This is a genomic window from Vibrio sp. VPAP30 (assembly GCF_001188205.1).
Lineage (GTDB): Bacteria > Pseudomonadota > Gammaproteobacteria > Enterobacterales > Vibrionaceae > Vibrio > Vibrio bivalvicida.
The window spans coordinates 334,912-360,158 of record NZ_LBLS01000026.1 but is presented as its reverse complement, the minus strand read 5'-3'; the positions used below and the strand labels follow the sequence as shown (position 1 = coordinate 360,158).

24 protein-coding genes are annotated in these 25,247 nt (G+C 44.6%); 11 read left to right on the top strand and 13 right to left on the bottom strand.

Annotated elements, in window-relative coordinates; genetic code table 11:
* Positions 1 to 47 precede the first annotated feature (47 nt).
* Positions 48 to 248, bottom strand: coding sequence for a hypothetical protein (locus ZX61_RS12050; RefSeq protein ID WP_049844866.1), 201 nt, complete (start codon positions 246 to 248; stop codon positions 48 to 50).
* 78 nt (positions 249 to 326) lie between these two features.
* The gene (locus ZX61_RS12045) at positions 327 to 2,240 is read right to left on the bottom strand and encodes a methyl-accepting chemotaxis protein (protein ID WP_049844865.1); all 1,914 of its coding nucleotides are present in this window, start codon (positions 2,238 to 2,240) and stop codon (positions 327 to 329) included.
* Between the two features lie 362 nt (positions 2,241 to 2,602).
* Between ZX61_RS12045 and ZX61_RS12040 the strand changes: the two genes are divergently transcribed.
* From ZX61_RS12040 to ZX61_RS12015, 6 genes are read left to right on the top strand one after another with little or no spacing between them, the layout of a single operon-like run.
* Positions 2,603 to 3,559: an AAA family ATPase gene (locus ZX61_RS12040; protein ID WP_049844864.1), complete on the top strand. Its 957-nt coding sequence runs from the start codon at positions 2,603 to 2,605 to the stop codon at positions 3,557 to 3,559.
* A 9-nt stretch (positions 3,560 to 3,568) separates the two neighbouring features.
* Positions 3,569 to 4,486, top strand: coding sequence for a DUF58 domain-containing protein (locus tag ZX61_RS12035; RefSeq protein WP_049844863.1), 918 nt, complete (start codon positions 3,569 to 3,571; stop codon positions 4,484 to 4,486).
* A gap of 2 nt (positions 4,487 to 4,488) precedes the next feature.
* Positions 4,489 to 4,965 carry a DUF4381 domain-containing protein gene (locus tag ZX61_RS12030; protein WP_049844862.1) on the top strand — a complete coding sequence of 159 codons (477 nt, stop codon included), beginning with the start codon at positions 4,489 to 4,491 and terminating at the stop codon, positions 4,963 to 4,965.
* A complete protein-coding gene (locus ZX61_RS12025) occupies positions 4,958 to 5,929 on the top strand; it encodes a vWA domain-containing protein (protein WP_049844861.1) in 972 nt (323 codons plus the stop codon). Before ZX61_RS12030 ends, ZX61_RS12025 begins: the two co-directional genes overlap by 8 nt.
* Positions 5,922 to 7,763 carry a VWA domain-containing protein gene (locus ZX61_RS12020; protein WP_049844860.1) on the top strand — a complete coding sequence of 614 codons (1,842 nt, stop codon included), beginning with the start codon at positions 5,922 to 5,924 and terminating at the stop codon, positions 7,761 to 7,763. Before ZX61_RS12025 ends, ZX61_RS12020 begins: the two co-directional genes overlap by 8 nt.
* Entirely contained in the window at positions 7,763 to 9,394 is a 1,632-nt protein-coding gene (locus ZX61_RS12015; protein WP_049844859.1) for a BatD family protein, read from the top strand. The genes ZX61_RS12020 and ZX61_RS12015 overlap by 1 nt, the downstream gene beginning before the upstream one ends.
* A gap of 113 nt (positions 9,395 to 9,507) precedes the next feature.
* On the opposite strand, the gene ZX61_RS12010 is transcribed toward ZX61_RS12015, so the two are convergent.
* Positions 9,508 to 11,628 carry a sensor domain-containing diguanylate cyclase gene (locus tag ZX61_RS12010; protein ID WP_049844858.1) on the bottom strand — a complete coding sequence of 707 codons (2,121 nt, stop codon included), beginning with the start codon at positions 11,626 to 11,628 and terminating at the stop codon, positions 9,508 to 9,510.
* 307 nt (positions 11,629 to 11,935) lie between these two features.
* On the opposite strand from ZX61_RS12010, the gene ZX61_RS12005 reads away from it, so the two are divergent.
* Complete coding sequence (locus ZX61_RS12005; protein ID WP_049844857.1) at positions 11,936 to 12,385, top strand: L,D-transpeptidase family protein; 450 nt, start codon at positions 11,936 to 11,938, stop codon at positions 12,383 to 12,385.
* Here ZX61_RS12005 and yddG read toward each other — a convergent pair.
* From yddG to ZX61_RS11975, 6 genes are all read right to left on the bottom strand, one after another.
* On the bottom strand, positions 12,375 to 13,295 hold the full coding sequence (gene yddG, locus ZX61_RS12000) for an aromatic amino acid DMT transporter YddG (protein ID WP_049844856.1): 921 nt from the start codon (positions 13,293 to 13,295) through the stop codon (positions 12,375 to 12,377). The two genes, ZX61_RS12005 and yddG, sit on opposite strands and share 11 nt — an antisense overlap.
* 60 nt (positions 13,296 to 13,355) lie before the next feature.
* Complete coding sequence (locus ZX61_RS11995) at positions 13,356 to 13,754, bottom strand: OsmC family protein (protein WP_049844855.1); 399 nt, start codon at positions 13,752 to 13,754, stop codon at positions 13,356 to 13,358.
* Between the two features lie 10 nt (positions 13,755 to 13,764).
* The gene (locus ZX61_RS11990; RefSeq protein ID WP_049844854.1) at positions 13,765 to 14,766 is read right to left on the bottom strand and encodes a Gfo/Idh/MocA family protein; all 1,002 of its coding nucleotides are present in this window, start codon (positions 14,764 to 14,766) and stop codon (positions 13,765 to 13,767) included.
* Between the two features lie 101 nt (positions 14,767 to 14,867).
* The gene (locus ZX61_RS11985) at positions 14,868 to 15,482 is read right to left on the bottom strand and encodes a LysE family translocator (protein WP_049844853.1); all 615 of its coding nucleotides are present in this window, start codon (positions 15,480 to 15,482) and stop codon (positions 14,868 to 14,870) included.
* Positions 15,483 to 15,586: 104 nt separating this feature from the next.
* Positions 15,587 to 16,507, bottom strand: coding sequence for a LysR family transcriptional regulator (locus ZX61_RS11980; protein ID WP_049844852.1), 921 nt, complete (start codon positions 16,505 to 16,507; stop codon positions 15,587 to 15,589).
* Between the two features lie 10 nt (positions 16,508 to 16,517).
* Entirely contained in the window at positions 16,518 to 16,964 is a 447-nt protein-coding gene (locus ZX61_RS11975) for an Lrp/AsnC family transcriptional regulator (RefSeq protein WP_049844851.1), read from the bottom strand.
* A gap of 204 nt (positions 16,965 to 17,168) precedes the next feature.
* On the opposite strand from ZX61_RS11975, the gene yjeH reads away from it, so the two are divergent.
* Entirely contained in the window at positions 17,169 to 18,428 is a 1,260-nt protein-coding gene (gene yjeH / locus ZX61_RS11970) for an L-methionine/branched-chain amino acid transporter (protein WP_049844850.1), read from the top strand.
* A gap of 2 nt (positions 18,429 to 18,430) precedes the next feature.
* On the opposite strand, the gene ZX61_RS11965 is transcribed toward yjeH, so the two are convergent.
* The 3 genes from ZX61_RS11965 to pdxR all read right to left on the bottom strand — a co-directional run bounded on the left by ZX61_RS11965 (position 18,431) and on the right by pdxR (position 21,597).
* Positions 18,431 to 19,177, bottom strand: coding sequence for a substrate-binding periplasmic protein (locus ZX61_RS11965; protein ID WP_049844849.1), 747 nt, complete (start codon positions 19,175 to 19,177; stop codon positions 18,431 to 18,433).
* Positions 19,178 to 19,372: 195 nt separating this feature from the next.
* A complete protein-coding gene (locus ZX61_RS11960; protein WP_049844848.1) occupies positions 19,373 to 20,131 on the bottom strand; it encodes a class II glutamine amidotransferase in 759 nt (252 codons plus the stop codon).
* A 41-nt stretch (positions 20,132 to 20,172) separates the two neighbouring features.
* Positions 20,173 to 21,597 (bottom strand): MocR-like pyridoxine biosynthesis transcription factor PdxR, encoded by a 1,425-nt coding sequence (gene pdxR / locus ZX61_RS11955; RefSeq protein ID WP_049844847.1) that lies wholly within the window; start codon positions 21,595 to 21,597, stop codon positions 20,173 to 20,175.
* Between the two features lie 95 nt (positions 21,598 to 21,692).
* Between pdxR and ZX61_RS11950 the strand changes: the two genes are divergently transcribed.
* Positions 21,693 to 22,358: a pyridoxamine 5'-phosphate oxidase family protein gene (locus ZX61_RS11950; protein ID WP_049844846.1), complete on the top strand. Its 666-nt coding sequence runs from the start codon at positions 21,693 to 21,695 to the stop codon at positions 22,356 to 22,358.
* Positions 22,359 to 22,366: 8 nt separating this feature from the next.
* Here ZX61_RS11950 and ZX61_RS11945 read toward each other — a convergent pair whose 3' ends face one another.
* Positions 22,367 to 23,377 (bottom strand): AraC family transcriptional regulator, encoded by a 1,011-nt coding sequence (locus ZX61_RS11945; protein WP_200904235.1) that lies wholly within the window; start codon positions 23,375 to 23,377, stop codon positions 22,367 to 22,369.
* A 108-nt stretch (positions 23,378 to 23,485) separates the two neighbouring features.
* Between ZX61_RS11945 and ZX61_RS11940 the strand changes: the two genes are divergently transcribed.
* Positions 23,486 to 23,809 (top strand): hypothetical protein, encoded by a 324-nt coding sequence (locus ZX61_RS11940; protein WP_049844844.1) that lies wholly within the window; start codon positions 23,486 to 23,488, stop codon positions 23,807 to 23,809.
* Complete coding sequence (locus ZX61_RS11935; RefSeq protein WP_049844843.1) at positions 23,809 to 25,032, top strand: HlyD family secretion protein; 1,224 nt, start codon at positions 23,809 to 23,811, stop codon at positions 25,030 to 25,032. The genes ZX61_RS11940 and ZX61_RS11935 overlap by 1 nt, the downstream gene beginning before the upstream one ends.
* Positions 25,033 to 25,247: the final 215 nt, after the last annotated feature.

Sequence of the window (25,247 nt, the reverse complement as noted above, 5' to 3'; positions counted from 1 at the left end):
TCGGCGACTTAAGAAACTGTGATACATGCCTTTTAAGACGCTGTAGCTTAATGAATCGGTGTATCAGTTTTTGTGTAGAACTTACCAAAATACTCTTCAAGTACTTCAGGTGTTAGCTTGCCTTCTGCTTCAAGCTTTTTTAGCTCTGCGGCAATCGCTTTTTGCTCTCCCAGCGATGGTAGCGCCACTTCAGGCTCATCGCCCATCTCTTGTGACATCTGCTCTAGTTCTTTTTCGAAATCACTCATGATCCCACTTACCCTATAAATAAAAACTGGGTCTAAGTTTAACGACTTAGACCCAGTTATACCAGTGTTGCAAAGTGCTTATAGCTTAAAGCTGCCAACCATTGTATCAAGGCGAAGCGAAAGCTCTTTAAGCTCAGCACTTGCTGCCGCAAGCTCTTCTGCTGTCCCCGTGGTCATTTCGTTAATTGCATTAATCTCTTCAATGTTCTGATTGATGGTATGAACCACGGTAGACTGCTCTTCCGTTGCGGTAGCAACTTGAGTATTACGATCTGAGATGTCATGAATGCGCTCTGAGATATTAACCAGAACCTCTACCGCCTCATCAGAGGCAGAAACACCTTCACCTGTGACACTCTTACCTGCTGCCATCGCGGTTACTGCGTCTTTGGCATCGCTTTGAAGTTGATTAATCATCTTCTGAATTTCTTCAGTAGAATCTGCAGTACGGCTGGCTAGGTTACGTACTTCGTCAGCTACCACGGCAAAACCGCGACCTTGCTCGCCCGCACGCGCAGCCTCTATCGCCGCATTTAATGCAAGTAAATTGGTTTGTTCTGAAATATCGCGGATAACATCCAAAATGGAACCAATTTCTTGCGTAGTCGATGCTAACTGCTCTACGACCTGCCCAGTGTTTTCTATATCTAGCGCTAAACGGCTAATCGCGTCTTTAGCCTGGCTAACTACCTTTTGACCCACTTCAGTATTATCTGACGCATGATTGGCTGTTTCCGCCGCCGTAGCCGCGTTACCCGCAATTTCACTAATCGTCGCACCCATTTGGTTGATTGCCGTTACCACTTGAATGGTTTGATCACGTTGGATTTGGCTGTTGTCATGGGTGGTATTGGCCTTATTTGATACACCATCAGCCGCAGATTGCAGCGCATGGCTAGTTGAAGCCACCTCTTTCATTGAGTCATGGATCTTCTCTATAAAGCCATTAAACCCATCAGACAATTGGCCAATTTCATCGCTGCCTTTCACTTCAATACGCTGAGAAAGATCACCATCGCCTTTCCCAAGATCCGCAAAGCGTGCTGCGATCTCTCGGATTGGACGAGCAATGCTATTTGCTAAGAAAATTCCCATAAAAATAAATAGACCCGCAACAACGATTGTTGTGAACATCATTTGCTTAGCTACGGCATCTAAGTCTGCAAACACTTCTTCAACAGGAACGACACCAATAACAAACCAATCCATAGAAGGGACGTAAGTGCTAGCAACAAATACGTTCTGACCTTCATACTCTGTATTGATTAGATTGAAGCTCGATTTACCTAATAGCGCCGAAGATTCGTTGCCGAATAACTTTGTTAAAGTCGATTTGGCTTTGCTACTATCGCGGTGGATCTGCACCGTACCAGCTGCGTCAGCGAGAAAGACAAAACCAGTTTTTTCAATCTTAAAACCGTTTAATAACGCGACCATGTCATCCATTGACTTCGACAAACCAGACATCGACATACCATTTAGTACTTGATAGTTGGTGAACATCTTCACGTCACCATTGGCTTCTTGGAAGATGCTGACTGACGTTGTATTGCCAGATTGAGTAAAGCCAAAGAACCATCCGTCTTGCTGCTGGTTAAGCTGACGCAAGAAACCATTTTGGTTCCAGTAATACGCGGTGTCACGATTAGCCACAGAAGCATCGTTTAGATTGTATTGAGAACGCACATTGTTAAGTTGTTTTACCAATCGAGCTTCTACTTCTGGCGAGATATCCGTTGTGTCAATTGCCTGTTTAACGAACTCGTTGTTGGCAATCTGTTCCGCAGCGAATAAGAGTTGCCTAACTTCGTTATCTATTTGACTGCTGATTTGTTCGAGCATAGAAGGCAGCTCAATATCAATCAGTCGGTGCTCAAGCACGTCACGGGCTTGGCGTTGAGCCATCACTCCTACAATAATGGTCGATGCTAAAACAGCGAAGGTAATACCAGCCACTACTTTCTGTTTTATGCTAATTGAGTTTAGTTCCATTTGTCCTGCCTTAAGAAGCAATTATCTAATTATGTATTGGCAAACACTCCCCACGTAAGAGCGCTTACTCCAATCAGCTTAGTATATCGACTAATTGACAATTTTCTTTACCAAATAATCACCAGGTGAATGGTTTTTAGCCACTGACGTGACACAGTTCATGCGAGGTAAGTTTTCAATATTGAAAAGTTGGATCTGAGATTTTTATCCCCATATTTTAACTATCTGAAATAATTGCACTTGTTCTGGAGCTTGAAATTCCAGATGATGATAATTCCGTCACTCAAAATTTAACCTTAATCTTGAGCGGAACTTTTTAAGCTAACGAGCTACTAAGTGAAAAAATGAGGAGAAACAAGATCATGAATTCACACGCTCTACAACAACTACGCGAATACCTAAATAGCCAAATCATTGGTCAGAGCGAATTGGTGAATCAACTGCTCGTCGCGCTCCTAGCCGATGGTCATATATTGGTTGAGGGTCCTCCGGGTCTTGCAAAAACCAGAGCCGTTAAATCACTGGCGGACTGTATTGAAGGTGACTTTCATCGCATCCAATTTACCCCCGACCTACTTCCCGCCGATCTAACAGGTACAGACATTTTTCGCCCAGAAACAGGTGAGTTTACCTTTCAATCAGGGCCTATTTTCAATTCGTTGATCTTAGCCGATGAGATCAATCGCGCTCCGGCCAAGGTGCAAGCAGCAATGCTTGAGGCAATGGCAGAGAAACAAATTACTGCGGGCCGCAGTACCTACCAGCTCCCCGAGCTGTTTCTGGTTATGGCGACGCAAAACCCAATCGAACAAGAAGGTACGTATCCACTTCCTGAAGCGCAACTCGACCGATTCTTAATTCACCTTGACGTTAACTATCCTAATGCCGAAAGCGAGTTAGAAATTCTGCGCTTAAACCGAGGTGAAGCGAAAGGTGAGACCAAAATCGCGCCTCCCAACATATCACAAGCCGATATCTTCGCCGCGCGCCAATCAGTGCTAGAGACCCATATAGCCGAGACGATTGAGCAGTACATTATTCGCTTAGTGATGGCGACGCGTCAGCCAAGCCAATACGATGATTCTTTGCAGCAATGGCTAGAGATGGGCGTCAGCCCGCGTGCGACAATTGCTCTTGATCGCTGTGCTCGCGCCCATGCTTGGCTAAACGGTCGAGATTTTGTGTCTCCTGAAGATGTACAAGCAATGGCGTTTCCTGTATTGCGTCACCGCTTGTTGCTCAGCTATCAGGCACAAGCGGAAGGTATAGTTCCTAATCAAGTCATAAATAAGCTGTTGTCGCTCGTCGGTAGCGCTTAGGTAGAGTTGATGAATAGCACATTACCTCCCTACAGTGATGGGGTTAATCTCACTCTTAATGAACTTCTCTACTATAAGCAACAGTGCATTCAATGGTTGCCACCTGCCAAGAGTTTATGGGCACAGATGTTAGGCCAGCATCAAAGCCGCCAACTAGGCCGGGGGATGGATTTTAGCGAAGTTCGCCAATACCAAGCAGGTGATGATATTCGTGCCATTGATTGGCGTGTCACGGCCCGTACGGGGAAGCCACATACCAAACTCTTTTCTGAAGAGCGTGAAAAACCGATTGTGCTTTATCTTGATCTATCTGCGTCTATGATGTTTGGGTCAAGGTTGATGCTGAAGTCTGTACAAATGGCGCATATGGCGAGTTTGATTGCTTGGCTTAGTATCTCTCAACAAGACCGAGTAGGGGCTGTGATTGATACTGGCGAGCAACTTATCGAGCTAAAACCCACTGCTCGCAACAAAGGAGCATTAGCCTTAATACAGTCACTGGTTAACATTCACCAGCAACAATTGTCTGAGAAGAAAGGGGCTATCTACGATGTGAACCACGCTCTACAAGCACTTGCACGAGTTTGCCCCAAAGGCAGTGAGATTATTCTCTTAAGTGATTTTTCTCGATTTAACAACACACATGAGTCCAAGCTTAGCCGCCTAAGTCAGCACAATCGCGTTCGCATGATTCAAATTAGTGATCCTCTAGAAAGAGGGTACACCGCCTATAGGGGGACAGAAAAAGTCTCTAATAAACTGCAAACACGCTGGCTTGATTTTTCTTCTAGCAAAACTCGCCTTGGTATAGAAAAGGCGTTTGATCAGCAGCAGACTCAACTACAAAAAATGGCCCTAAGGATGGGCATCAGTTTTTCGTCGCTCTCTAGTGATGCTGCATTGACTCAACAATTACATGGACTTTAACTATGAGCACCGAGACTCAAACTTCACCTTTGCCGCTAAACCCAATGCATTTACCAGAGCCCCCAGCGTGGTTGCCACTCGCTTGGGGTTGGTGGGCGCTAATTGGTGGTCTGCTCACGCTAGCCCTGACAACTTGGTTGATTATTCGCTGGAATAAAAAACGCTTAGCGCCGAAAAAAACCGCCTTACGCCTGCTCGCGCGAAATCAGCGACCATCCGAGGCAATTGAATTAGTCAGGCAAGCAGCACTTTGTTATTTTCCTCGTGAAGAGATAGCCCAACTAACAGGCAAAGAGTGGTACGTGTTTCTTGATAGCCAACTATCTACGCCTCGTTTTAGTGCCAACTACAATTCTTGGCAACAAGCCTTGTACAGTAAACAGCCAATTTCCAATGCTGAAGAACTCATTAAAGATTGCAGCGACTGGGTAAATCAGGCGTTACCACCGAAGAAAAGAAGGAGTGTTACACGTGGCTAATATTAGCTTCGTTTGGTGGTGGGCATTTTTCCTTTTGCCCTTACCACTGCTCATTTACTATATCGCGCCGCCAACAAAGTCGGCCGCCGCTATTCAACTTCCTTATATGCCTGAGTCGACAGACAACACTTCACCTAGTAATCACTTTGCTAAGTTGCTTTGTTGTGTTATTTGGCTGGCACTAATTGCAGCAATCGCTCGACCCGTTTGGTATGGAGAGCCAGTCACAACCTCACCAAAGCATCGTGACCTACTGCTGGTATTGGATCTCTCTTATTCTATGAGTCAGAAAGATATGCAAGATGAAGAAGAGGGTTATATGGATCGATTAAGCGCAGTCAAACGCGTGGTCAGTGATTTCGCCAAGCAACGCAAGGGAGATCGTCTTGGCTTAGTACTTTTTGCTGATCATGCCTACCTGCAAACCCCTTTAACGCTAGATCGCAATACTATTTCAGAGCAGGTCAATTCTCTCGTGCTCAAACTTATTGGTGAAAAAACGGCCATTGGTGAAGGTATTGGTTTAGCAACAAAAACCTTCATTGATAGCGACGCTCCACAAAGGGTGATGGTTCTGCTTAGCGATGGCAGTAATACATCCGGTGTCCTTGACCCTATCGAAGCAGCTAACATTGCTAAAAAGTACAATGCGACAATCTATACCATTGGTGTAGGCGCTGGTGAAATGATGGTCAAAGAGTTCTTTATGACTCGCAAAGTAAACACCGCTCAAGATCTCGACGAAAAGACCTTAAAAGAGATTGCAGATATTACAGGTGGTCAATACTTCCGAGCACGCAATGCAGACGATTTAGCAGACATTTACGACACCATCAATAACCTTGAACCTGTCACCAATGCGACCCAAACATGGCGGCCTCAAACTGAGTGGTTTGGACTGCCACTTACCGCCGCGCTATTGTGCTTCACCTTTCTTGTTTTCATTCGGAGGAATCATGTCTAGTTTTCTTTTCCTCTACCCACAATGGCTGATCGCCACACTGCCTTGGATGGGTCTAATCTACTGGCTGACTAGGCGAAATCGCTCACAAACACTGATAGCCCCTCACTTGGCAAAGGCTATGGGGCTGCAAGTCACCCAAACAAGCAAAATAGCACTTAATCTAATGGCAGTGTGTGGGCTTATCACAATCGTAGCACTAGCAGGACCAAGTTTTAGCAAACAAAAACGTCCAAGCTTTGTCAACACCAGCGCCCGCGTAGTGGTAATGGATATGTCGATGTCAATGTATGCCACTGACATCAAGCCAAATCGACTCACTCAGGCCAAGTATAAAGTCTCCGACTTACTAGAAAATTGGCAAGAAGGTAGTACAGGGCTCGTTGCCTATGCGGGTGATGCTTATCGAATCAGTCCTATGACCAGTGACTCACTCACCATAGCCAATCAGGTTCCCAATTTATCCCCAGAGCTAATGCCTTACCCTGGAGCCAATGCGGCCGCAGGAGTTGAACTCGCCATACAAATGATGACCAATATCGGTTTAGCGCAGGGGAATATTGTTCTAGTTGCTGATGATATCGATGACCAAGAGCGCGATGACATCCAATCGCTGCTCAGCGGCACGAACTGGCAACTCGTATTGCTAGGAATGGGCTCTCGTTCTGGAGCTCCCATCAAGCTTAGCGATGGCACACTGATGACCAAAACGAGCGGTCAACCCGTGGTCGCCAAATCGAACTTTGACAATATGAGAGCATTAGCGTCTTCCTTAGATGGTTATTTTGTTCCAGTCCAGATCACCAATAGTGATGTCGAAAAAATCACACAACTCACCTCACATATCGACTCCACAGGTAATATGAACAAAGACCAATCCGTTACAGAGCAGATCAATCAAGGTTATTGGTTACTGCCGCTGCTTATTGTCCCTGCCTTATTACTATTTCGCAGAGGCATACTCTTTAGTGTTGCACTGATCTTTATCCCGTTGCTGAGCCCGAAACCAGCAATGGCAAGCCCTTGGCTCAACCAAGATCAGCAAGCCATGCAGTACTTTGAAAATAAAGAATATGACAAAGCAGCTGAGCAATTCTCTCAACAGGAATGGAAAGGTATTGCTCAGTATCAGGCCCAAAATTATGAAGATGCAATTAAGTCCCTGAAAGGCGCAACGAGCCAAGAGGGGCGGTACAACCTTGCTAATGCCTATGCACAAAACGGCCAACTTGATGAAGCTGAAAATCTGTATCAATCGATATTAGATCAAGACCCGAGCAACCAAGATGCCAAGCATAACCTTGAAGTCGTGCGTCAAGCTCAACAGCAACAGCAACAGCAACAGCAACAGCAACAGCAACAGCAACAGCAACAGCAACAAAATGAGTCGAGTAAGGGTCAGAGTCAACAACAAAATAACTCTGAACAAGAACAAACTTCCGAGCAAACGCAGTCTTCACAAAACGAAAGCGCATCAGATAAAGACAAGCCATCTGCTAGCCAGCAACCGAATGAGCAGCCTGATTCCGAGCCACCTCAACCTCAGAATCAACCATCTGACCCGCAGACAGAGCAATCATCAAAGTCTAAAAATAGTGCTGAACAAGATGGTCCTCCCGCTGACGCGAATAACACAGAGATGAAACAAGAAGATACGCAACCCATTGATTCAAAAAATCAAATACCAGAGTCGGATAGTCAACAAACGATTGAGCCCGAACTGAGAAAACTACAACAGGTCGAGAGCGCTCGAGATCCGAGTCGCTTATTGCGCGCGCAAATGATCCTCCAAGCTCAACAAAAACAACCACCACAAGATACAGGTAAGAAATGGTAATGAAGAGACAAAATAAACTCTGTGTTGCTCTATTCGCTTTGATCGTCGCTTTCACTAGTCCATTGGCCTTTGCGACGACTGTCATGGCAACAGTTAGCAAAAACAAGGTGGTAAAGAACGAAGTCTTCCAGCTGCGTGTGGTGGTCAATAAAAAGGTCTCGTCGGATGCCTTAAATTTAAGCGCGCTGGATAGCGATTTTTATGTAGGGCGTCCAAGCTTTGGCAGCTCAATCAATATTATCAATGGCGATCGCTCTACGAGAAGCGAATGGAACATCACTCTAGCGGCCCATCGTCTCGGTATCGCGACCATTCCTGCTTTTACTATCGATGGCGTATCGTCTCAACCTCTCAAAATCCAAATATCGGCTGATAGCAATGAGCCAAAGATAAGTGACTTAATTGAAGTACAAAGCCACTTAAGCAAAGCGCAGCTCTACCCCAATGAAAGTGCTCAACTTAACACCCGACTGATTGTAAAAGCTGACCCAAGACGCTTACAAAACCCTAATGTCATCCCCCCCCAAGCGCAAGGCGTTTCACTCACCGCACTCGGTGAACCGAAACAATATCAAAGTGTTTTAGATGGCGTAGAAGTCACCGTTGTCGATCAAAGTTACCGAGTCACGGCAGATATGGCGGGCGAATACCAACTGAGCGGAATAGGCTTCCAAGGTAGTGTGGTTTATGGAGATAATCGTAGTGGCACCACTAAATTGGTTTCAGCCGATACCCCCGCGCAGCAGTTTAAGATTCAGGTCGATCCAATACCAAGCAACTACCAGGGTGCTTGGCTTCCTGCTGCATCACTGTCACTCTCGCAGCAATGGCTAGATTCAAACGGTGAGAACATAGATGCATCCGCGGTTTATAGTACCCGTGTTGGCGAGTCTATTACTCGTATACTTCATCTAGATATCCAAGGGCTAGCCTCTGAGCGCTTTCCCCAGCTAAAAGTCAACTACCCTAGTACAGTCAGGGTTTACCAAGAAAAACCAACCTTTAGCGAACTTGAAGATGGCACTACTCGTATGACGGTTAAGCAGGTGATCATCGCCGAGCAGCAAGGCGAGGTTGAGCTTAACGATATTAAACTGAACTGGTGGGATAGCCAAAACAAATCAGCGCAAGAGTCTGATTTAAAAGGGTTAGTGCTTGATATCGCTCCCGGATCAACCCTAAACAACGAGCCAATCAGTTCCCCCGTTCCACAAAACCACACAGTCAAAACCGTAACTGTGTATGATGCAGGTTTTTGGCCTTACCTCACCGCCCTATTCGCTTCATTGTGGTTAGCCACGCTACTGTTACTGGTTAAATACCGTCGTAAACCTCAAGCGCATATTACTCCAGCGCAAAAGGCGACCACAACAACAGAGCAGTTGTTAACAGCGTTAAAAGAAGACGATAAGGTCAAGGCTAGCTTCTTAATTAAAACTTGGTTCGATGAAATTCCTGATTTGAGTACAGAGTTGAAGAAAAAAATTGAGCATCAAGTGATGGAAATGAACCAAAGCCAATACTCAGATTCTGACGTGGCTTGGCAGGCAAAAACGCTGATTACTTTGATCAAACAAGGTGAAAAAAGTCCGCCAACAAGTCGAAACAAAAACATCTTGCCGCCGTTATAAAAATGACAAACAAGATTTGAACCGTAGCAACATGAGATCAAGGCGATATATAAAGCGTTAACTGCCATAAATAAGCAACGACCATTTAGGCCTAGCTTGACTGTTGAGTAGGCCTAAATGTGTTCAAACGTCGAAACTGTACCAATAACTTGGTTTCGTCCCCCATTTTTAGCTTTGTATAGTGATTTATCGGCAGAATTGTAGAGCTTATCAAAGCTGAACTCACTTTGGATAAGTTCCATTACCGAGTAACCGATAGAAACGGTAAGAGATTTGTGCACGGAGCTTTGCTCATGAGCAATGTTTTCTTGCTCGATCTGGTTGCGGATGTTTTCACATAAGCGGTCGACCTGTTCGGCATCTTTGCTAGAGATGAGCAATGCAAACTCTTCCCCTCCGATTCGACAAAAGACTTCTCGCTCCGACTGAGTGTAGTTTTGTAAAATACTGCCAATACGCATTAGGGCGATATCGCCTTGCATATGCCCATAATGGTTGTTGTACAGCCCAAAATAATCAATATCCACTAAGATCAAGCCATAACATGACGTGCTGTCGTCGCCTTCAAAGCAGATCTCTTCGAGCATTGATTCAAGCATACGACGATTACCTAAGCGGGTGAGTGGATCAAGTTTAGACATTCTCTCTAACTGCTCGTTGGCTTTTTGCAGATCTCTCGTTCGTGCTTTGACTTCTTGCTCAAGGTTTTCATTCAACTCGTGGATTGCCTCTTGCGCACGCGTTCGGAGTAGTACTTCGGTCAAGTTTGATGAGAACATTCGAATTACTTCACGTAGCTGATGGGTCAATGGCGATCGTTTAATCAGATTATCTGCGGCGATAAACGCAATAGGCTCTCCACTGTTGCTAACCAGCATGGTCATCGCTGTCCAACCAAAACCAACAATATGAAAGTCATGGTAAATCGGAACGGATTCTTCAAACACCACTTCATTGGGGTTAGTTAGCGCAGCTTGAACAATCGAACGGTCTATTGTCTCTGAGCGATAGTAAGACTCATCGACCACGTTACCTTGGATATCTGTTCCCCAAGTGCCTTGCATATGTGTACAGTCTTTATCGGTGAGAAAAACAGCGAAGCGATCAATCCCCAAGCGGTTAATGGCAAAGGTCACCGCAGACTTACACACTTCACTGACTGTCATGCAACGAGAAAGCTCAACCATACTGGCATGAAGCATACGCACGTTTTGCTCTTGGCGTTTGCGAATATAAATCTGAGAAAGCAGTGTTCCAAAAGATTCGAGCATCTGGCGCTGATAAGAGGTAATTGGCGTGCGATTAATATAGTTATCCATCGCTATCCAACCAATGATTTCTTCTCCATCACGAAGGATCAGCATACCATTCCAACCTTGACCGACGACCTTGCCTGCCGTATATAGAGGTGCTTCTTCGACAATAATAAGATTTTCTTTGCCTTCAAATAGTGCATCAATATACGTTTCTTCTAGCTGATGAAGGTCATATTGGGTGTGATGCTCACTCACCGTGTTGCCCTCTTCATCGGTACCGTATGTTCCACTAAAGCAACGTTTTTTAATATCAAGTAACATAAACACGGCCCGGTCAAAACCTAGCCTATCTCTGATCACCTCTACGGCTAAACGATAGAGTTGATCGAGGTTAGCAGGATTAGATATCTCTTCCGCGGCCGTTTGCACGAGTTTCATATTGTCAATAAACAATTCTCGTTGCTTGATAACATCAAGGTACTTGGCTTCTTTGATGTCACGCTGCTTAAACTCTTTGGCCGCTTCCGTTTCAGCGCGAACACATTGCCAACGAGAAGCCATAACTTTAAGGGTATCGAAATACTGATTTTGGTTGAGTTGGCTGAATTTCTCTACATTCAAGCTCTCAACAATAAGGTAAATACGCCTTTCAGGATGGTTGTCGAGCATGAAGATATAACTGTCAGCCCCCATGTTTACCACATATTCCCACTGACAAGTATTCATAGCCAAAGGAATCAGGCCATCGGAGGTATCGAACTGTGAGGCCCAAGCCCAAAACGTTTCCGGGTAGCGTAAAATAGGCAAAGGTTGCCCACGCTTATACAAGAACTCTCCTATTTGCCCTCCTTTAAGTTCGGCAAATATACCAATATTTTCAGGTTCCACTAACTCATCTAAATACTGGAATAGAGCATTAGCCAGAAACCGTTGATTTCTGGCAGACATAACATCTTTAATAAGCACCCGTGGAAGCATAACCCTAGCCTAAACCATTTTATTGCTGCTATACGCTTAGGAACGTATCAGCTACAAATAAGCAAGCAAACATCTTTGCAATCTGTTGTTAAGTGACTCGCAAATAGCTTTAATGAATATATCCTTATATGATACCTACTGCATTTTGTATGACCTTGTTTCCATATATTTCATTTTTGCTGCAACTCAACTTTTCGATGAGAGTTTGAAGTGCTTGCGTACCAACCACGAAGCTTGTGAAGTACACTAAAAGAATAAGGCAGCAACAGGATGAATCATTGTGGCTAAATGGCTATATATAATTAGTATGGCACTCTGCTTCCCTGCATGGGCAGATGTCGACTTGATCAAGGTTGATAAATCCAAACGACGTATGTATCTGATTGCTAACGATCAAGTAATAAAAGAGTTTCGTATAGCGCTTGGAAAGCAACCCAAAGGTCATAAGAGGTATGAGGGAGACCAACGCACACCTGAAGGGCGCTATTATTTAGACTTTGTGATTGAAGACTCTGAGTTTTACCGCTCAATTCACATCAGCTACCCTAATGACAGAGACGTGGCTTATGCTAGCTCACTGAGCTTAGATCCCGGCGGGAATATAAAAATACACGGCTTAAAGAATGGAGAAACTCGCCCAGTCAAATATGTACAAAGCTTCGACTGGACGGATGGTTGTATTGCAATAAGTAATCAAGAGATGGATGAGTTACTTGATCTCGTCACCTCTGGTACACCAATAGAGATTACTTGGTAACCGATTTAGCATGATTCGGTTTGGATGATTCACGCGTTACCCACCAGCACATCAACGAACCAATCGTTACCATAACAACACCTTGCAAGAAGCTTTGCGTCAGTACAAGCCCGAGAATAAAAGATGAAATCACGGTCGAAAGGACAGGCGTAAAATACGATAAAGTCGCCAATAACACCATGTTTCCGCCAATGATGGCGTAATTCCACAATGCATAACCACTCCCCATAGCGATACCTGAGATCAGCAACAACCCTCCAGATTCAAGATTAAGCGTCATGCCTGTCTCGTCGCTTAACGCATACTTAACCCATAGAGTCACTGCTGTCAGAATGAAAAACAAGCTAATCGCATTTTGTCCATTAGAGATCCGCTTTGTTAAATTGCAGTAGATTGCCCATAGAAATGCGCCAACAAATGCCATTGTATATGTGACCGGGTTAGTTGCTACATTGGCGGCTATTTGGGCAATAGAAAGCCCTTGCTCACCAGTAATGCTCCAAGCAACACCAAAGAACGCTAAAGCAATACTCGGATAAACCCAAATGCTGGTTTTCTTACCACTTGTTACTACAGCCAGTAGTACCGTAAGTGCAGGCCACAAGTAATTGATCACCAACATTTCAATCGCTTGTTGACGCGAGTTTGCCATTGCCAGAGCTAAAGCAAGGCAAATCTCATAGGCTACAAATAAGCTTCCACCGATCACGACATAGCGAAGCGAGTAATTTTGTACTTTGGGCACTCCCATTACCATAACGAGAAATAGCGATGCCACAGTGTAGATAGATGCAGCGCCACCAATCGGACCTAGCATTTCAGTCACCGCTCTGGCAAAGCCCATGACGCTGCTCCAAAGAAGAATAGCGACTACACCTGCCACGGTGAACTTATGAGGACGGTTAATCATTTTGATTTTCTCAAACAAAAAAGCCGAGCTTAGCGCTCGGCTTAAGCAGCTAAATAGGAGTTAGATAATTTCCCAACTGTGTGTCATTTCAATGCCTTTGCCTAGCATCAAACACACTGAGCAATATTTTTCTAAAGAGTCAGCCGCAACCTTCGCGACCACTTCTGGAGCAAGGTTTTCACCCGACACTTCAAAGTGAATGTTTACTTGTGTGAAAATTCGTGGTGCGGTCTCACGACGTTCTGTAGTCAGCTTTGCGTTACAGGCAGTCACGGCTTGACCTGCTTCTTTTAGGCCATCGACAACATCAACTGAACTACAACCACCAGCAGCCATCAACACCATTTCCATCGGGCTAGGAGCGGTGGCTCCACCGTTGCCATCCATCACGATAGAATGGCCTGATTGTGATTGTCCTAGAAACTTAAACTCTTCAATCCACTTTACTTCAGCTTGCATCTGACTCTCTCTATTTCTTTTTTGCAAAGTTGTTTTTATCTGTAGGGAACACCACGCCTGTTTGACGACGAATTTCCTCAAGTAGTTTTGCTACAATTAACGAACGTTGAGTGCAGCTTGAATTCATTGATTGTTGCTTGAACTGAGAGGCAAATTCAAGTGCTTCGTAGTACATTGGGTTAGGTTCTTGTTTGACACTAAGATCAATACCGATGTCACTGCCACGGGTAAACTTAGTCAGCTTCTTCGCGGTTGATATCATTTCCATCAACAATACCCCTTCTTCACCTTGAATCTCACTTGGTAAATAAGAGTCACTGGTTTTCGAGTGCTGAAGCACCACTTCAAAACCATCGTATTCGAGAACAACACTACCACTACCATCAACGCCAGAATCAAGAAGCTGAGCGGTAGCTTTAACTGATTTCGGCTCGCCAAACAGCTCAATCGCAGAACTCAGACAGTAAAAGCCAATATCCATAATTGAACCATTGGCAAATTCTGGATTAAACGTATTTGGGTTTTCTCCCGCCAAGTACTTTGGATAGCGCGAAGAGTATTGGCAGTAAGTGATAAAGCCCTTGCGGATCTGACCAATCGACGACAGCTCATCTTTCAAGCGCTTGAAGTTAGGAATATGCGCTGACATAAAGGCTTCGAATAACAGCACATTACTCTCTTCCGCCACTTTAAACATCTGCTTAGCCATGGTGAGATTCGATGCCATTGGCTTTTCAACAATTACATGTTTTCCCGCTTTCATCATTTGCATGGCTTGAGGACAATGCAATACGTTAGGGCTTGCAATATATACGACATCAAAGAGCGGTGATGTCGCCATTAAATCTAAATCATCAAACAAAACAGGTGAAGCGTACTTTTCAGCAAACTGCTCTGCACTCTCCAACGAACGTGAATACACCGCGCTTAACTGATATTCGCCTGTCTTTAAAGCTGCTTCGACAAATTGGTCGGTAATCCAGTTAGTACCAATGATCGCCAGTCTTATCATTCTTAACTCTCCTTTTGCGACACTTTGCCAACAGACTACCCAATCTAGACCCATCACATCGAATTCAAACTTCGAAGCATTAGCCTTTGTTATATTGGGAATTAAACTGTCAGGATTACGCGTACAGCAAGCAAAATCAAAACCGCGCCTGACAGTCGGTCTATTAACAAAGCTTTTGAGCGGATTTTATCAATTAATCGCGGACTGGAAAGCAAAAATGTAATCAGGGTGTACCATAAGCCATCTACGACTAAAGGGGTCATGACAATCAGTCCTTTAGCGGCAACACTATCACCCACTGCCACAAACTGACTAAACAAAGCAATAAAGAAAAGCGCGATCTTTGGGCTAAGTAAAGAAATCAAAAAACCTTCTTTGGCAGACTGCCAGATACTCGTTTGCTCACCTGACTCAAGCCTTGCCGCTACGCCACCTTTCGAGCGCAAAGCATTGTAACCAAGATAAGCCAAATAAGCAGCACCGGCATAGCTAATGGTTTTGAACAATAAAGGAGATTGCTGAAGCACCACCGCCAAGCCAATTAAGGTGATGAACGCATAAATGCCAATACCGATTGCATGTGCCCAAGCCGCAGCTAAACCATTCAGTCGCCCTCCGGCGAGGCTATGTTTTGCAACCATGGCAAGACTCGGCCCAGGAGACATGGCTCCGAGAATACAAATAGTGAATAGAGATAACCATACCGTGAACGTCATACCAGAATCCTTTAGATCAAATGTTTCATTACTACTGAATAACAGCCACGTTAAAGCATGCAATTAATGAATTGAAATCAAAGTTAATCATGGCACTCATGATTTCAAATCATACCAATAGAATATGGCGAAGTTTGCATCGCATGAAGTACTTTTTCTCGCATCCATTGGTGCGCCTTATCCTGGTCGTATTTCGGGTGCCACATTAACCAATAGTGATGAGCTTCGGTATCAAAAGGCAAAGGCTTGTACACAAGTTGGGCTTCTTTGGCTAGATTTCGTGCTATGTGTTCCGGCACTACCATAAGATAGTCACTACTGCTTAACGCATTGACTGCTGCTGAGAAAAACGGCACTTTAAGCGCAATCCGGCGACGAAAGCCAAGCTTATTCAAGGCAATGTCTGCATTGGAGTCTTTGTCTCCTCCACCCGTCACTTTCAAATGGGGGTAAGAGACTAACTCTTCACAGGAAATACTCTCTGCATCACTAAGAAGATGATCTGTTCTCATCAAGCATACAGACTTGTCTTGACCTATCTTTATACTACTTAGGTTTTCTGGCTTCTCTGCCAACATGGTTGAAGCTAAATGAATACCCGTTGACTCAAACTGACTTAAAAAATTGGGCTGCCATAATCGATAGGCAATATTGACTTTAGGCGCTTGATCTACAACCACAGAAACGACATCAGGCACTATGTATTGAGCGACATAGTCACTTGAAGATAGGACAAACTCTTGCTGCCAAACTTGAGGATCAAATGGCTTATCTGCAAGCAAGGCGTCAAACTCGCCAAGTAGCTCGCACAGTTTATCTTTCATCTCCAGCGCACGTGGTGTCGGTATCAGTTGGTTTCCATCCCTAACCAGTAAAGGATCACCACATATTTCACGCAGCTGTGACAATTGCCTACTCATTGCAGACTGAGTGACATGCAGGCGCTCTGCCGCTCTACTAACATGGCACTCTTCGAGCAACACATGCAAAGAGCGGAGCAAATTGAGATTAAGATTGTTAAGCATATTTTGAAGGTCACGTGTTTAACGTATTAAAAAATTCATTGAGTACCGTGTGAGTCATGAGATGGCGCAGTTCTGGAATCTTTTGTAACTCATCGCGAATAACATTAAGTCGAGTCATTGAACCAACTTCGACGTACAGCATCATGTCAGTTTCTCCGCTAATCGCATGGCACCATTTTACGCCATCAATCTGATAAATCAGATCGGCATAGGTTTCACAGTACTGAGTCGAACTCGACATATCAAACTTAAGGGCAAGATACGCTTTGATAAGTTCTTTGTTCTCGGTTTTCGCCACATCTGCATGATAACCAAGGATCACTTTTTCATGTTCGAGCTTTTGAATTCTCGCCGTTACTGCGGTACGTGAGAGGTTCACCTTTCGAGCGATATCACTCACACTCTCCCTAGCGTTAAGTTTCAGAATATCTATGATTTGCCGATCAAATTTGTCCATGTTTTAATTCCCGTTTACGCCAACTTATCCTGTTGGTTGATTGCAATGTGACACAAAATTGCCAGAGATGAAAGCAGTCAAATTGACAGTTCTAAAACCACAAACAGTCAATGTGACCGCTATCGGTGACGAATTGACTAATGCATACCTAAGCCGCTTACGATAACCTTGTTTTAAAACTGAACACGATGCAGGGAGAGCATAATGAGTGAGCTGAAAAAAGAGATAACATTGCTATCTGGTATCGGCCAATTATCGACAACGCTGTTAGGGACTGGGCTATTTATGGTGCCAGCAATCGCAGCAGGTATCGCAGGGCAAGCGTCTCTTTGGGCATGGTTAATCCTATTTATTGCAATTTGCCCTATTGCGCTCACTTTCGCCCAACTTGGAAAACGTTACCCAAGTGCTGGCGGTACCGCTTATTTTGTCCGTAAGGCATTTAATACTAAGCTTGAGAAAAGCGTCGCATGGTTGTTTCTTAGTGTCGTTCCTGTCGGTGTACCTGCCGCCATTGCGTTAGCGGCTGGATTTTTACAGCAGCTAATGCCCGAAAGTATCAACTCTGCTCTGTTTGCCCAATTACTGACCGTGGCTTTGCTTATCGGAGTTAATCTCGCTGGAGCCAGATCTTCTGGAAGGTTACAAACCATAATTGCATTATCTATTTTTGCTCTTATCGCGGCTTTCTGGTGGAAAGGCGGCTTTAGTTCTCAGGATTTGATACTGCCCCCCTTTAGTAGTGATAACTTCTGGTCTGTCGGGCTAGCATTAGGTGTCATGTTCTGGTGTTTTGTAGGTATAGAAGCTTTTGCCCATATGGGAGAAGAGTTTAAAAATCCTCAAAGAGACTTTCCCATTGCGATTGTGATTGGCTGTTTTATTGCGGGAGCAACATACTGGATCTGTTCAATCATAGTGTTAAAGATGGGCGCTTACGGGTCACCCGTTTTCGATAGCACATCGATTCCTTGGATATCTGAAAATCTGTTTGGTCCAGAGTTCAAAGCCTTAATAAGTATCGTGGGGTTTGGGGCATGCTTTGCCAGTGTCAATCTCTATACTCAAAGCTTATCTCGCATGGTATGGGCTCAAGCTACGGAATACAGTCCAAATAGCGCACTCGCTAGGCTATCGATTCGTGGCGTGCCAGCCAATGCCACCTTTGCTGTCGGCGGCGTTGCTCTGCTTTCTTGTGTCGCGGGAGAGTTGTCAGGATTGGATTTGGAATTCTTCCTCAAGCTCGCCAATGGCATTTTTGTATTGGTCTACCTTCTAGCAATGCTTGCGGCCTACAAGCTACTCTCAGGCTTGAGTCGATACCTTGCTGCCGTTTCTTTGATTCTATGCTCGGCTGTATTTGTTTGCCTTGGTTGGTCGATGCTCTATGCTGTCACCGTCTTTGCACTACTCAGCCTACCATGGAAAAAGTCACGCGCAGCCAGCGGATCAAATAGTGTATGACGTTACTTATACTTGGCCAGTATTTCTCTTTCTCCACCTTGTTGACGAAATGCCAGCACTTGCTCGGAAAACTCCTCTAGTATCGTAGCGAACTCAGATGCTTTAGAAATACACAGCGCAAAAGGGACAACAGTCAAAGTAACGGGAAGCTCAGTAATCAAGTTACGTCGATCATGCTTAGATAAGAGAAACTCGGCCACGACTTTGTCAACGGCTACAACATCTCCTTTTTTCTTGGCAAGCATTTGTAATGCGACAGAGAGATCAGACTCGATGATCCTAGTGTAAGACTCTTGGGGGAAATTTTCGTTTCCCCAACCATTTCCGACATAATCTAGAATCACGAATTCCTTCAAGTCTTCTATGCTAGACACTTGTTCTAGCTTATTCAGATGCAGGTGATTTTTGTAGGTAAACAAGTTAATTGGCGTCCTAAATACAGGCTCTTTCGCTGCATTGACGTATTTAAGCCTTTCAGGTGTTGGTACCGTTATAAACGCGTCAGCTTGCCCGTTGAACACCATTCTTTGTGCTCGACTCCATGGATATCCTTCGTGTGACACATCAAGGCTCATTTGCTTTTCCAGAACCTCTTTTGCTATGTCTACTAATATCCCTTCCATCTCGCCCGCTGCATTGGTATATGAATATGGGGGAAACGAGTCATAATAGACAATTCTCAGCGTCTCTTTCCCGTAGGAAAAAAAACTCAATATACACAAAGACAAAACCCATAACCTTCGTACCATACATCGCCCCCCACCTGACAAAATACCTAACCAACTGATCTCACTGATTAGGTATCTACTCTATCAATAGTAGAGCATGGTAAATTGGTCTGCTAACAATTAGCTCAAGGCCGTTTTGACTTAAATTGGCTAGGCTGTTCTGTGTTTCTCTCGATTCTCAGATTAATTGGGCAGAAACTGAACATTGCCAGCTGCTTAAATAGCGTATGAATCCACTTTGTCTGAGCAGATATTTAGAATGGTCTGAGGGCTCACTTTTTTCCATTCAGGACTCTTTTCTAACGGCTCTGAAGCCAAGACAATATTCGCGCCATCTTGTTTGATAAAAACCGTTGGTGCTTCTTGATCTGAGCTATAACGCACAGCCCAAAACTGATTGCCATCCGAGATACAAATGGAGGCTTTTAACGGCTCCTCAATGTGCTTGTCAGCCATCAACTTACAGATCATTGATAAGGTGTTTCTAATCGCTTCGACAGGATTCTGCTTTAAGCCATTTTGTAACATAAGCAGAAAGATTAACTCACTGTCTGTCGTACCCATACGTTTCAAAAACAGCGATTCACATAACTGGCGTTCCAACTCAAACTTAACCTGCTCAAAACCACCAATCTGGCCATTGTGGAGAAACATCCAGTTTTCACTGATAAAGGGATGGCAATTGGACCGTGAGACTTGTGTGCCCGTTGATGAACGCACATGCGCCATAAATCGATGAGAACGAATATGATGAGTGAGAGAGCGAAGGTTTTCATCTCCCCATGCAGGAAGGACCTCGTGAAATTGCCCTGGTGTATCTCGCTCTGTGTACCACCCTAACCCAAAACCGTCAGCATTGACTCTTGTGACTGCCTTGCGCGCCTCTAAGCTCTGATGAACCAATGAATGTTCAGGTTCATAAATCAACTCATCGAGATAAATTGACTCTCCTTGATAGGCTAACCATCGACACATACGAACCCTTCCTCCCTCTAGTTACACCTTAATCAATAACATCATGAATTGAAGATTTCGGCAAGGGTACGGATACTTGGCTCTATTTCATCTAGACCGACATTACCAAAGCCTAAGACAGCGCCAAACCAATCACGTTGCATTCCGCCTTCATGCTGCTCGTAATAAGAAAAAGGGCGAATCACAACGCCACAAGAGCTCGCACGTGCAGCCAAGTCGGTTTCAGAAATATGTCCTCGCCACCTCACCGTGACATGCAGCCCTGCCGCTTGGCTGATCACCTCCAAACTCCCTTGAAAGTATCGTTCTATCATAGTCAGCATCATTTGATGTTTTTGTTTGTACAAACGACGCATCTTTCTAATATGACGAACCAAGTCGCCTTCGGCAATAAAATCCGCTAGAGCAGCTTGAGTATGACTTGGAGAGTCGCCACTTAGCGCATCTTTTATACTTAGCGCTTGTTCAACCATGGATTTAGGTAAAACCAGATAACCTAGTCGTAAGCCATTGAACATCACTTTACTTAGTGAACCTACGTAAATGACGTGTTGATCATGACCTGTTTTAGCCGCTAAGCCTTGAAGACTTGGATATGGACGGTGAGCAAACTGAAATTCACTGTCGTAATCATCCTCAATGATCCAGCCATTACGGTTTTTCACCCATTCAATCAGCCTTAAACGCTGATTAATGTCTAAGGTCGTGCCAAGCGGATATTGGTTACTTGGGGTGACGTAAATCACCTTGCTACTGCTGCTTTCAACTAGGTTTAAATCCAAACCCGATTTAGGGACAACGACCGCAGGGCTCCAATCACAATTAAGCAAGTTGAGAACTTTAGCCATCTGCGCATAGCCTGGCTGCTCCATCAATATGCTGTGATCCTCTTTCAAGGTCAGTAAAGCCGCTATCGTCAATGCTTGCTGTGCTCCCGACGTAATGACTACTCGATCCGGATCGCAGACCACTGAACGGCTCGTAGCCAAGTAGCTTGCAAGTGCTTGTCGAAGGCTGCCGTCACCTTGAATATCTTGCCCACCTAGTAGGGTTACTCGGCTGATATGGCGGGACAGCAATCTTTGCCATTTCTGGATTGGAAATTCGCCGAGGTCCGGAACACCAGGCGAAAACGCGCGACTGTAATCAGCAGATTTAACCGGGCGGCTTGGTTCAATGGACTGATAAGCCGTGGTCACGAACTGGTCTGGCAGTTCAAGCGCAACAAAGTAGCCAGAGCCAGCTCGGCTCTCCAAATAACCTTCAGCATGCAACTGTTCATACGCATGGATCACCGTATTTCGGCTTAGGTTAAGCTCCTCTGCCAATTTGCGTGTTGACGGAAGTTTTAGCCCCTTTCCCCATAACTGACCTACGATTTTATCCCTAACAGCGTTGAACAACGCCTCTTGCTTGGTGCAACTCTCAATACTTAATTGAAGATCGCCAATATCGATCAATGCCATAAGTGGATCCATCCATTAAATAGAAGTGGCTCTAAATTTAGTACCAATTTAAAGGTACATTTTCTGCAAATCAAATATTTGCAGGAGGCAAGGCAATGTTATCAGCAACCAAAAGAACTGAACTTAAGAAAGGGGCTCATAAAGCGGTTACCGAGCAACAAGCGTTGTACGACATTATTGACGAGTCATTAGTGGCACACATCGCTATCTCGGACAGTGAGCAACCCTATGTCATCCCGATGCTGGCATGGCGAGTAGAAGATACCGTCTATATTCACGGTGCAAACAACAGCCGACTGATGCGCAATTTAAAAAGTGGGACCAAGACCTGTTTAACATTCACCTTGTTCGATGGCTGGGTTTTGGCAAGAAGCGCGTTCCATCATAGCGCTCATTATCGAAGTGCAGTTGTACTTGGTCAGTTCACAACGATAGAAGATAAGCACGAAAAAAATCGATTGCTGAATCATTTTGTTGAGCAAATCGCACCTGGAAGAACCAATGATGTGAGGCTCAGCAGCGAGCGAGAGCTAAACAGCACGATGTTGCTCGCCATTCCTCTAACCGAAGCTTCAGTAAAAGTAAGCAAAGGAGACGTCAATGATGATCTAGGCGATATGGACCTAACCGCTTTTGCTGGCTTCCTACCATATCGAACCGTTGTTGGTCCTCTGAAGGCAATGCCAGATTCCAAACACAGCCAAACGCCAGACTACAGCCAAGCATATGGTTCACGCTGGCACGACCAACAAGGCAAGTAACATCACACTTAACGCTCATCTAAGCAGTAATGCTGAACATATTGGATGGGCGTTAGTCCTCTATTTTTCTTAAACATTCGATTGAAGCTTGCAGTGTTCTGATAGCCAAGCCGACGCGCGATCTCATCAATAGCGACGCCTTTGGTCAACATAGAGACAGCAATGTTACTCAGCACATATCCGCAGACGGTCGAGAAGTTCATTCCAAGCTTGCGCAGTGCTCGCTGAAACTGCTGTGTCGACATACCCAATAAGCTGCTGACGTGCTCAAGTGTCGGTAAACCATGAAAACGACTGTAGTTAAGTACTTCATAAATTACTTTAACTTCATCTTCTGGATCCGGCATATTGAGCAGTTCATCCAAGTCAGAGAAATTCATCGCGAGTCGCCCCTTACGGATACTGGACTGTTGCTTGGTGGCTAAACGAACCTCGGAGTGAAACCAAATCTCAGTACTTGAATGGCTCCAGTCAATATCGCACCCAAAAAACGCTCGATACTTCTCTATGTTCTTGCGAGTCCCTGATAAACGTACTCTTAAAGGGGAATAACTCGAGCCAAGATAGAGCCTCATCACTTTAACCAGCGCGACTGCCATGCGAACGCTATCGTGGACTTTGACTTGAGGTTTGACATGTGGGTTTCGGTATGTCCACTTAATGATGGAGCCACTTAAAGCAGCCGATAAAAACGCACCATTTTGTAAACTATTGAGGCCATAGTTCATACGCCGTATCGTTGACGCAAAGTCAAAGCCTGACAATAACCAGTGACTGATTGACCCTATTCGCGCAATGTCATTGTCTTGCATCAGTTCAAGCACAATATCCGGATTGCCAGTCTTGTGTTCAAGTTTGGCAAACCACTGATTAACTTCCGAAAGGGGAATAAGCGTCATCGGATTGTGAAAAACCTCATCCGGTATCCCAAGAGAGCCTTGCTCCAAATCATAACGCTTGTGAGCTTCTAGGTGCATATTGTAAATACCTATGGCTCGCATAAATCTCACTTTATCCATATACAGATCAACTCAATATCTTGCGTCATGTGATTTAATCTGTCACAACCCATCGACTTTTTCAATTCTAGATCACAATCAAGCTCTGTTATAACTTTGGAGCCTTGAATGAGTTTACTAAGTGTCCCGTTCGTCGGAACAAATGCCGATACAATTTTGCACGTCGTCGCAGCGGTTGTTCTTGTTGCCACCGTTGGTGCTGCATTATTTGGATTTTGGAAATTCCACGAACTACCAATCAATAAAGCCCATAGCAAAGATCATCATCAAATTGGATTGATAACGGCACTCACATGGATTGGTTTCATCTGGCACTGGGTTTGGGTTGTCGCCGTTATTCTCGCCTTCGTTGATATGGAAAAAGCCATCATCAACCTGCGCGATACCTGGCGTCATGCCCCGAAAAGTAACAACACTGAAGGAGAAGCGTAATGTTAGAAGGTTTAGCCGTCTGGGCACTGTTTATTTATTTGCTTCGCCTTATTGGTATGCCTTGGAACAAAGCGACTAAGTCATTCGCTTACCTAGGTGGCGCCTCTTGGCTAATGTTTGTTTGGGTTGGCCTGATCAACTTTACCCCAATGGATCTCTCTGGTGGTTCCGTGGTTCAGTCGCCGCACATACAACTGCGTCCTGATTCTCCGAATGTGACAGGCAAAGTGGACAAAATCTATATTGAGCCAAACCAGCAAGTTTCAAAAGGTCAGCTCATTTACGAAATCGATCCTACCCAATACCAGATTTCGCTCAATCAAGCGCAAGTTGCAGAAGAATCAGCAGACGTGGCTTACCAAGTAGCAAAAGAAGATATCGCGATTGCTCGAGCAACATATCAATCTATGCAGCAAGAGGTGAAGACCACAGAAAGCCGTTTAGCAGCAGCAAAAGTCGATCACAAACTGCAAGTTAAAATGCTTAAGCGTTATCAAGAGCAAAACCGTGTCGTGGAAAATACCATCACCGCGAGTGATATCGACAAACAAGAGACAGCTGTCGAGAAAGCACAACACAATATTTCAACCATTGAATCTGAGCTAAGTACCAAAATAGTGGATGCCGATAAAGCCAAACTCGCCATCACTAAGGCCAAGCTGACCGTAAAAAGTAAACAAGCCGATTGGAAGGCTGCTCGCGAGAAGCTAGCTAAAGAACAATGGGACTTGGACAGTACCAAGGTATACGCTCCGGCTGATGGGTTTGTCACTAACTTTATACTTCGTGAAGGACAACGTGTCTCTATGATGCCAAGACTTCAGATGTATACCGATGAGAAATATGTGCTGATGCGTGTGAATCATCAGGCAATTCGAAATGTTAAACCGGGTCATGCGGCTGAGTTTGCTTCTTCTGTTTACCCGGGCAAGATCTTCTCTGCTCAGGTTGAAGGCATCGTTGAGGCGACCGGAGAATCTCAGGGTAACTTACTTGGATTTGATCAACCAGTGCGTACAACGACGGGTCAAAACCTACAAAACAAGCATCACTTTGTTAGATTGAAAATCGAAGAAACTGACGACTATGACATTCCCGTCGGCTCTGTGGGTTTAGCTTGGATCAGTGGCGACAAACCGATTGGCTTTATGGCATTCTTAGATGCGATTCGCGGAATTATCATTCGCATGAAGTCCCAGCTTTATTTCTTCTATTCTATTTAGTACTAAGCGCAACAATGGTTGGCTTAGGTTTTAGGTAGAACTGTGAGCCTAACTGTGCTTGAACCCACCCTTTAGTTACAATTATATGATTAGCATTTTTAAGGTTATTTGCATTTTGCAATTTCGATATGCAAATGTAATGGTAAAAACGTCACAAAAGCGCTCAATTTTAACGCAATTTGGTGCTATAAAAGTTGGCACATATAGTGCAATGG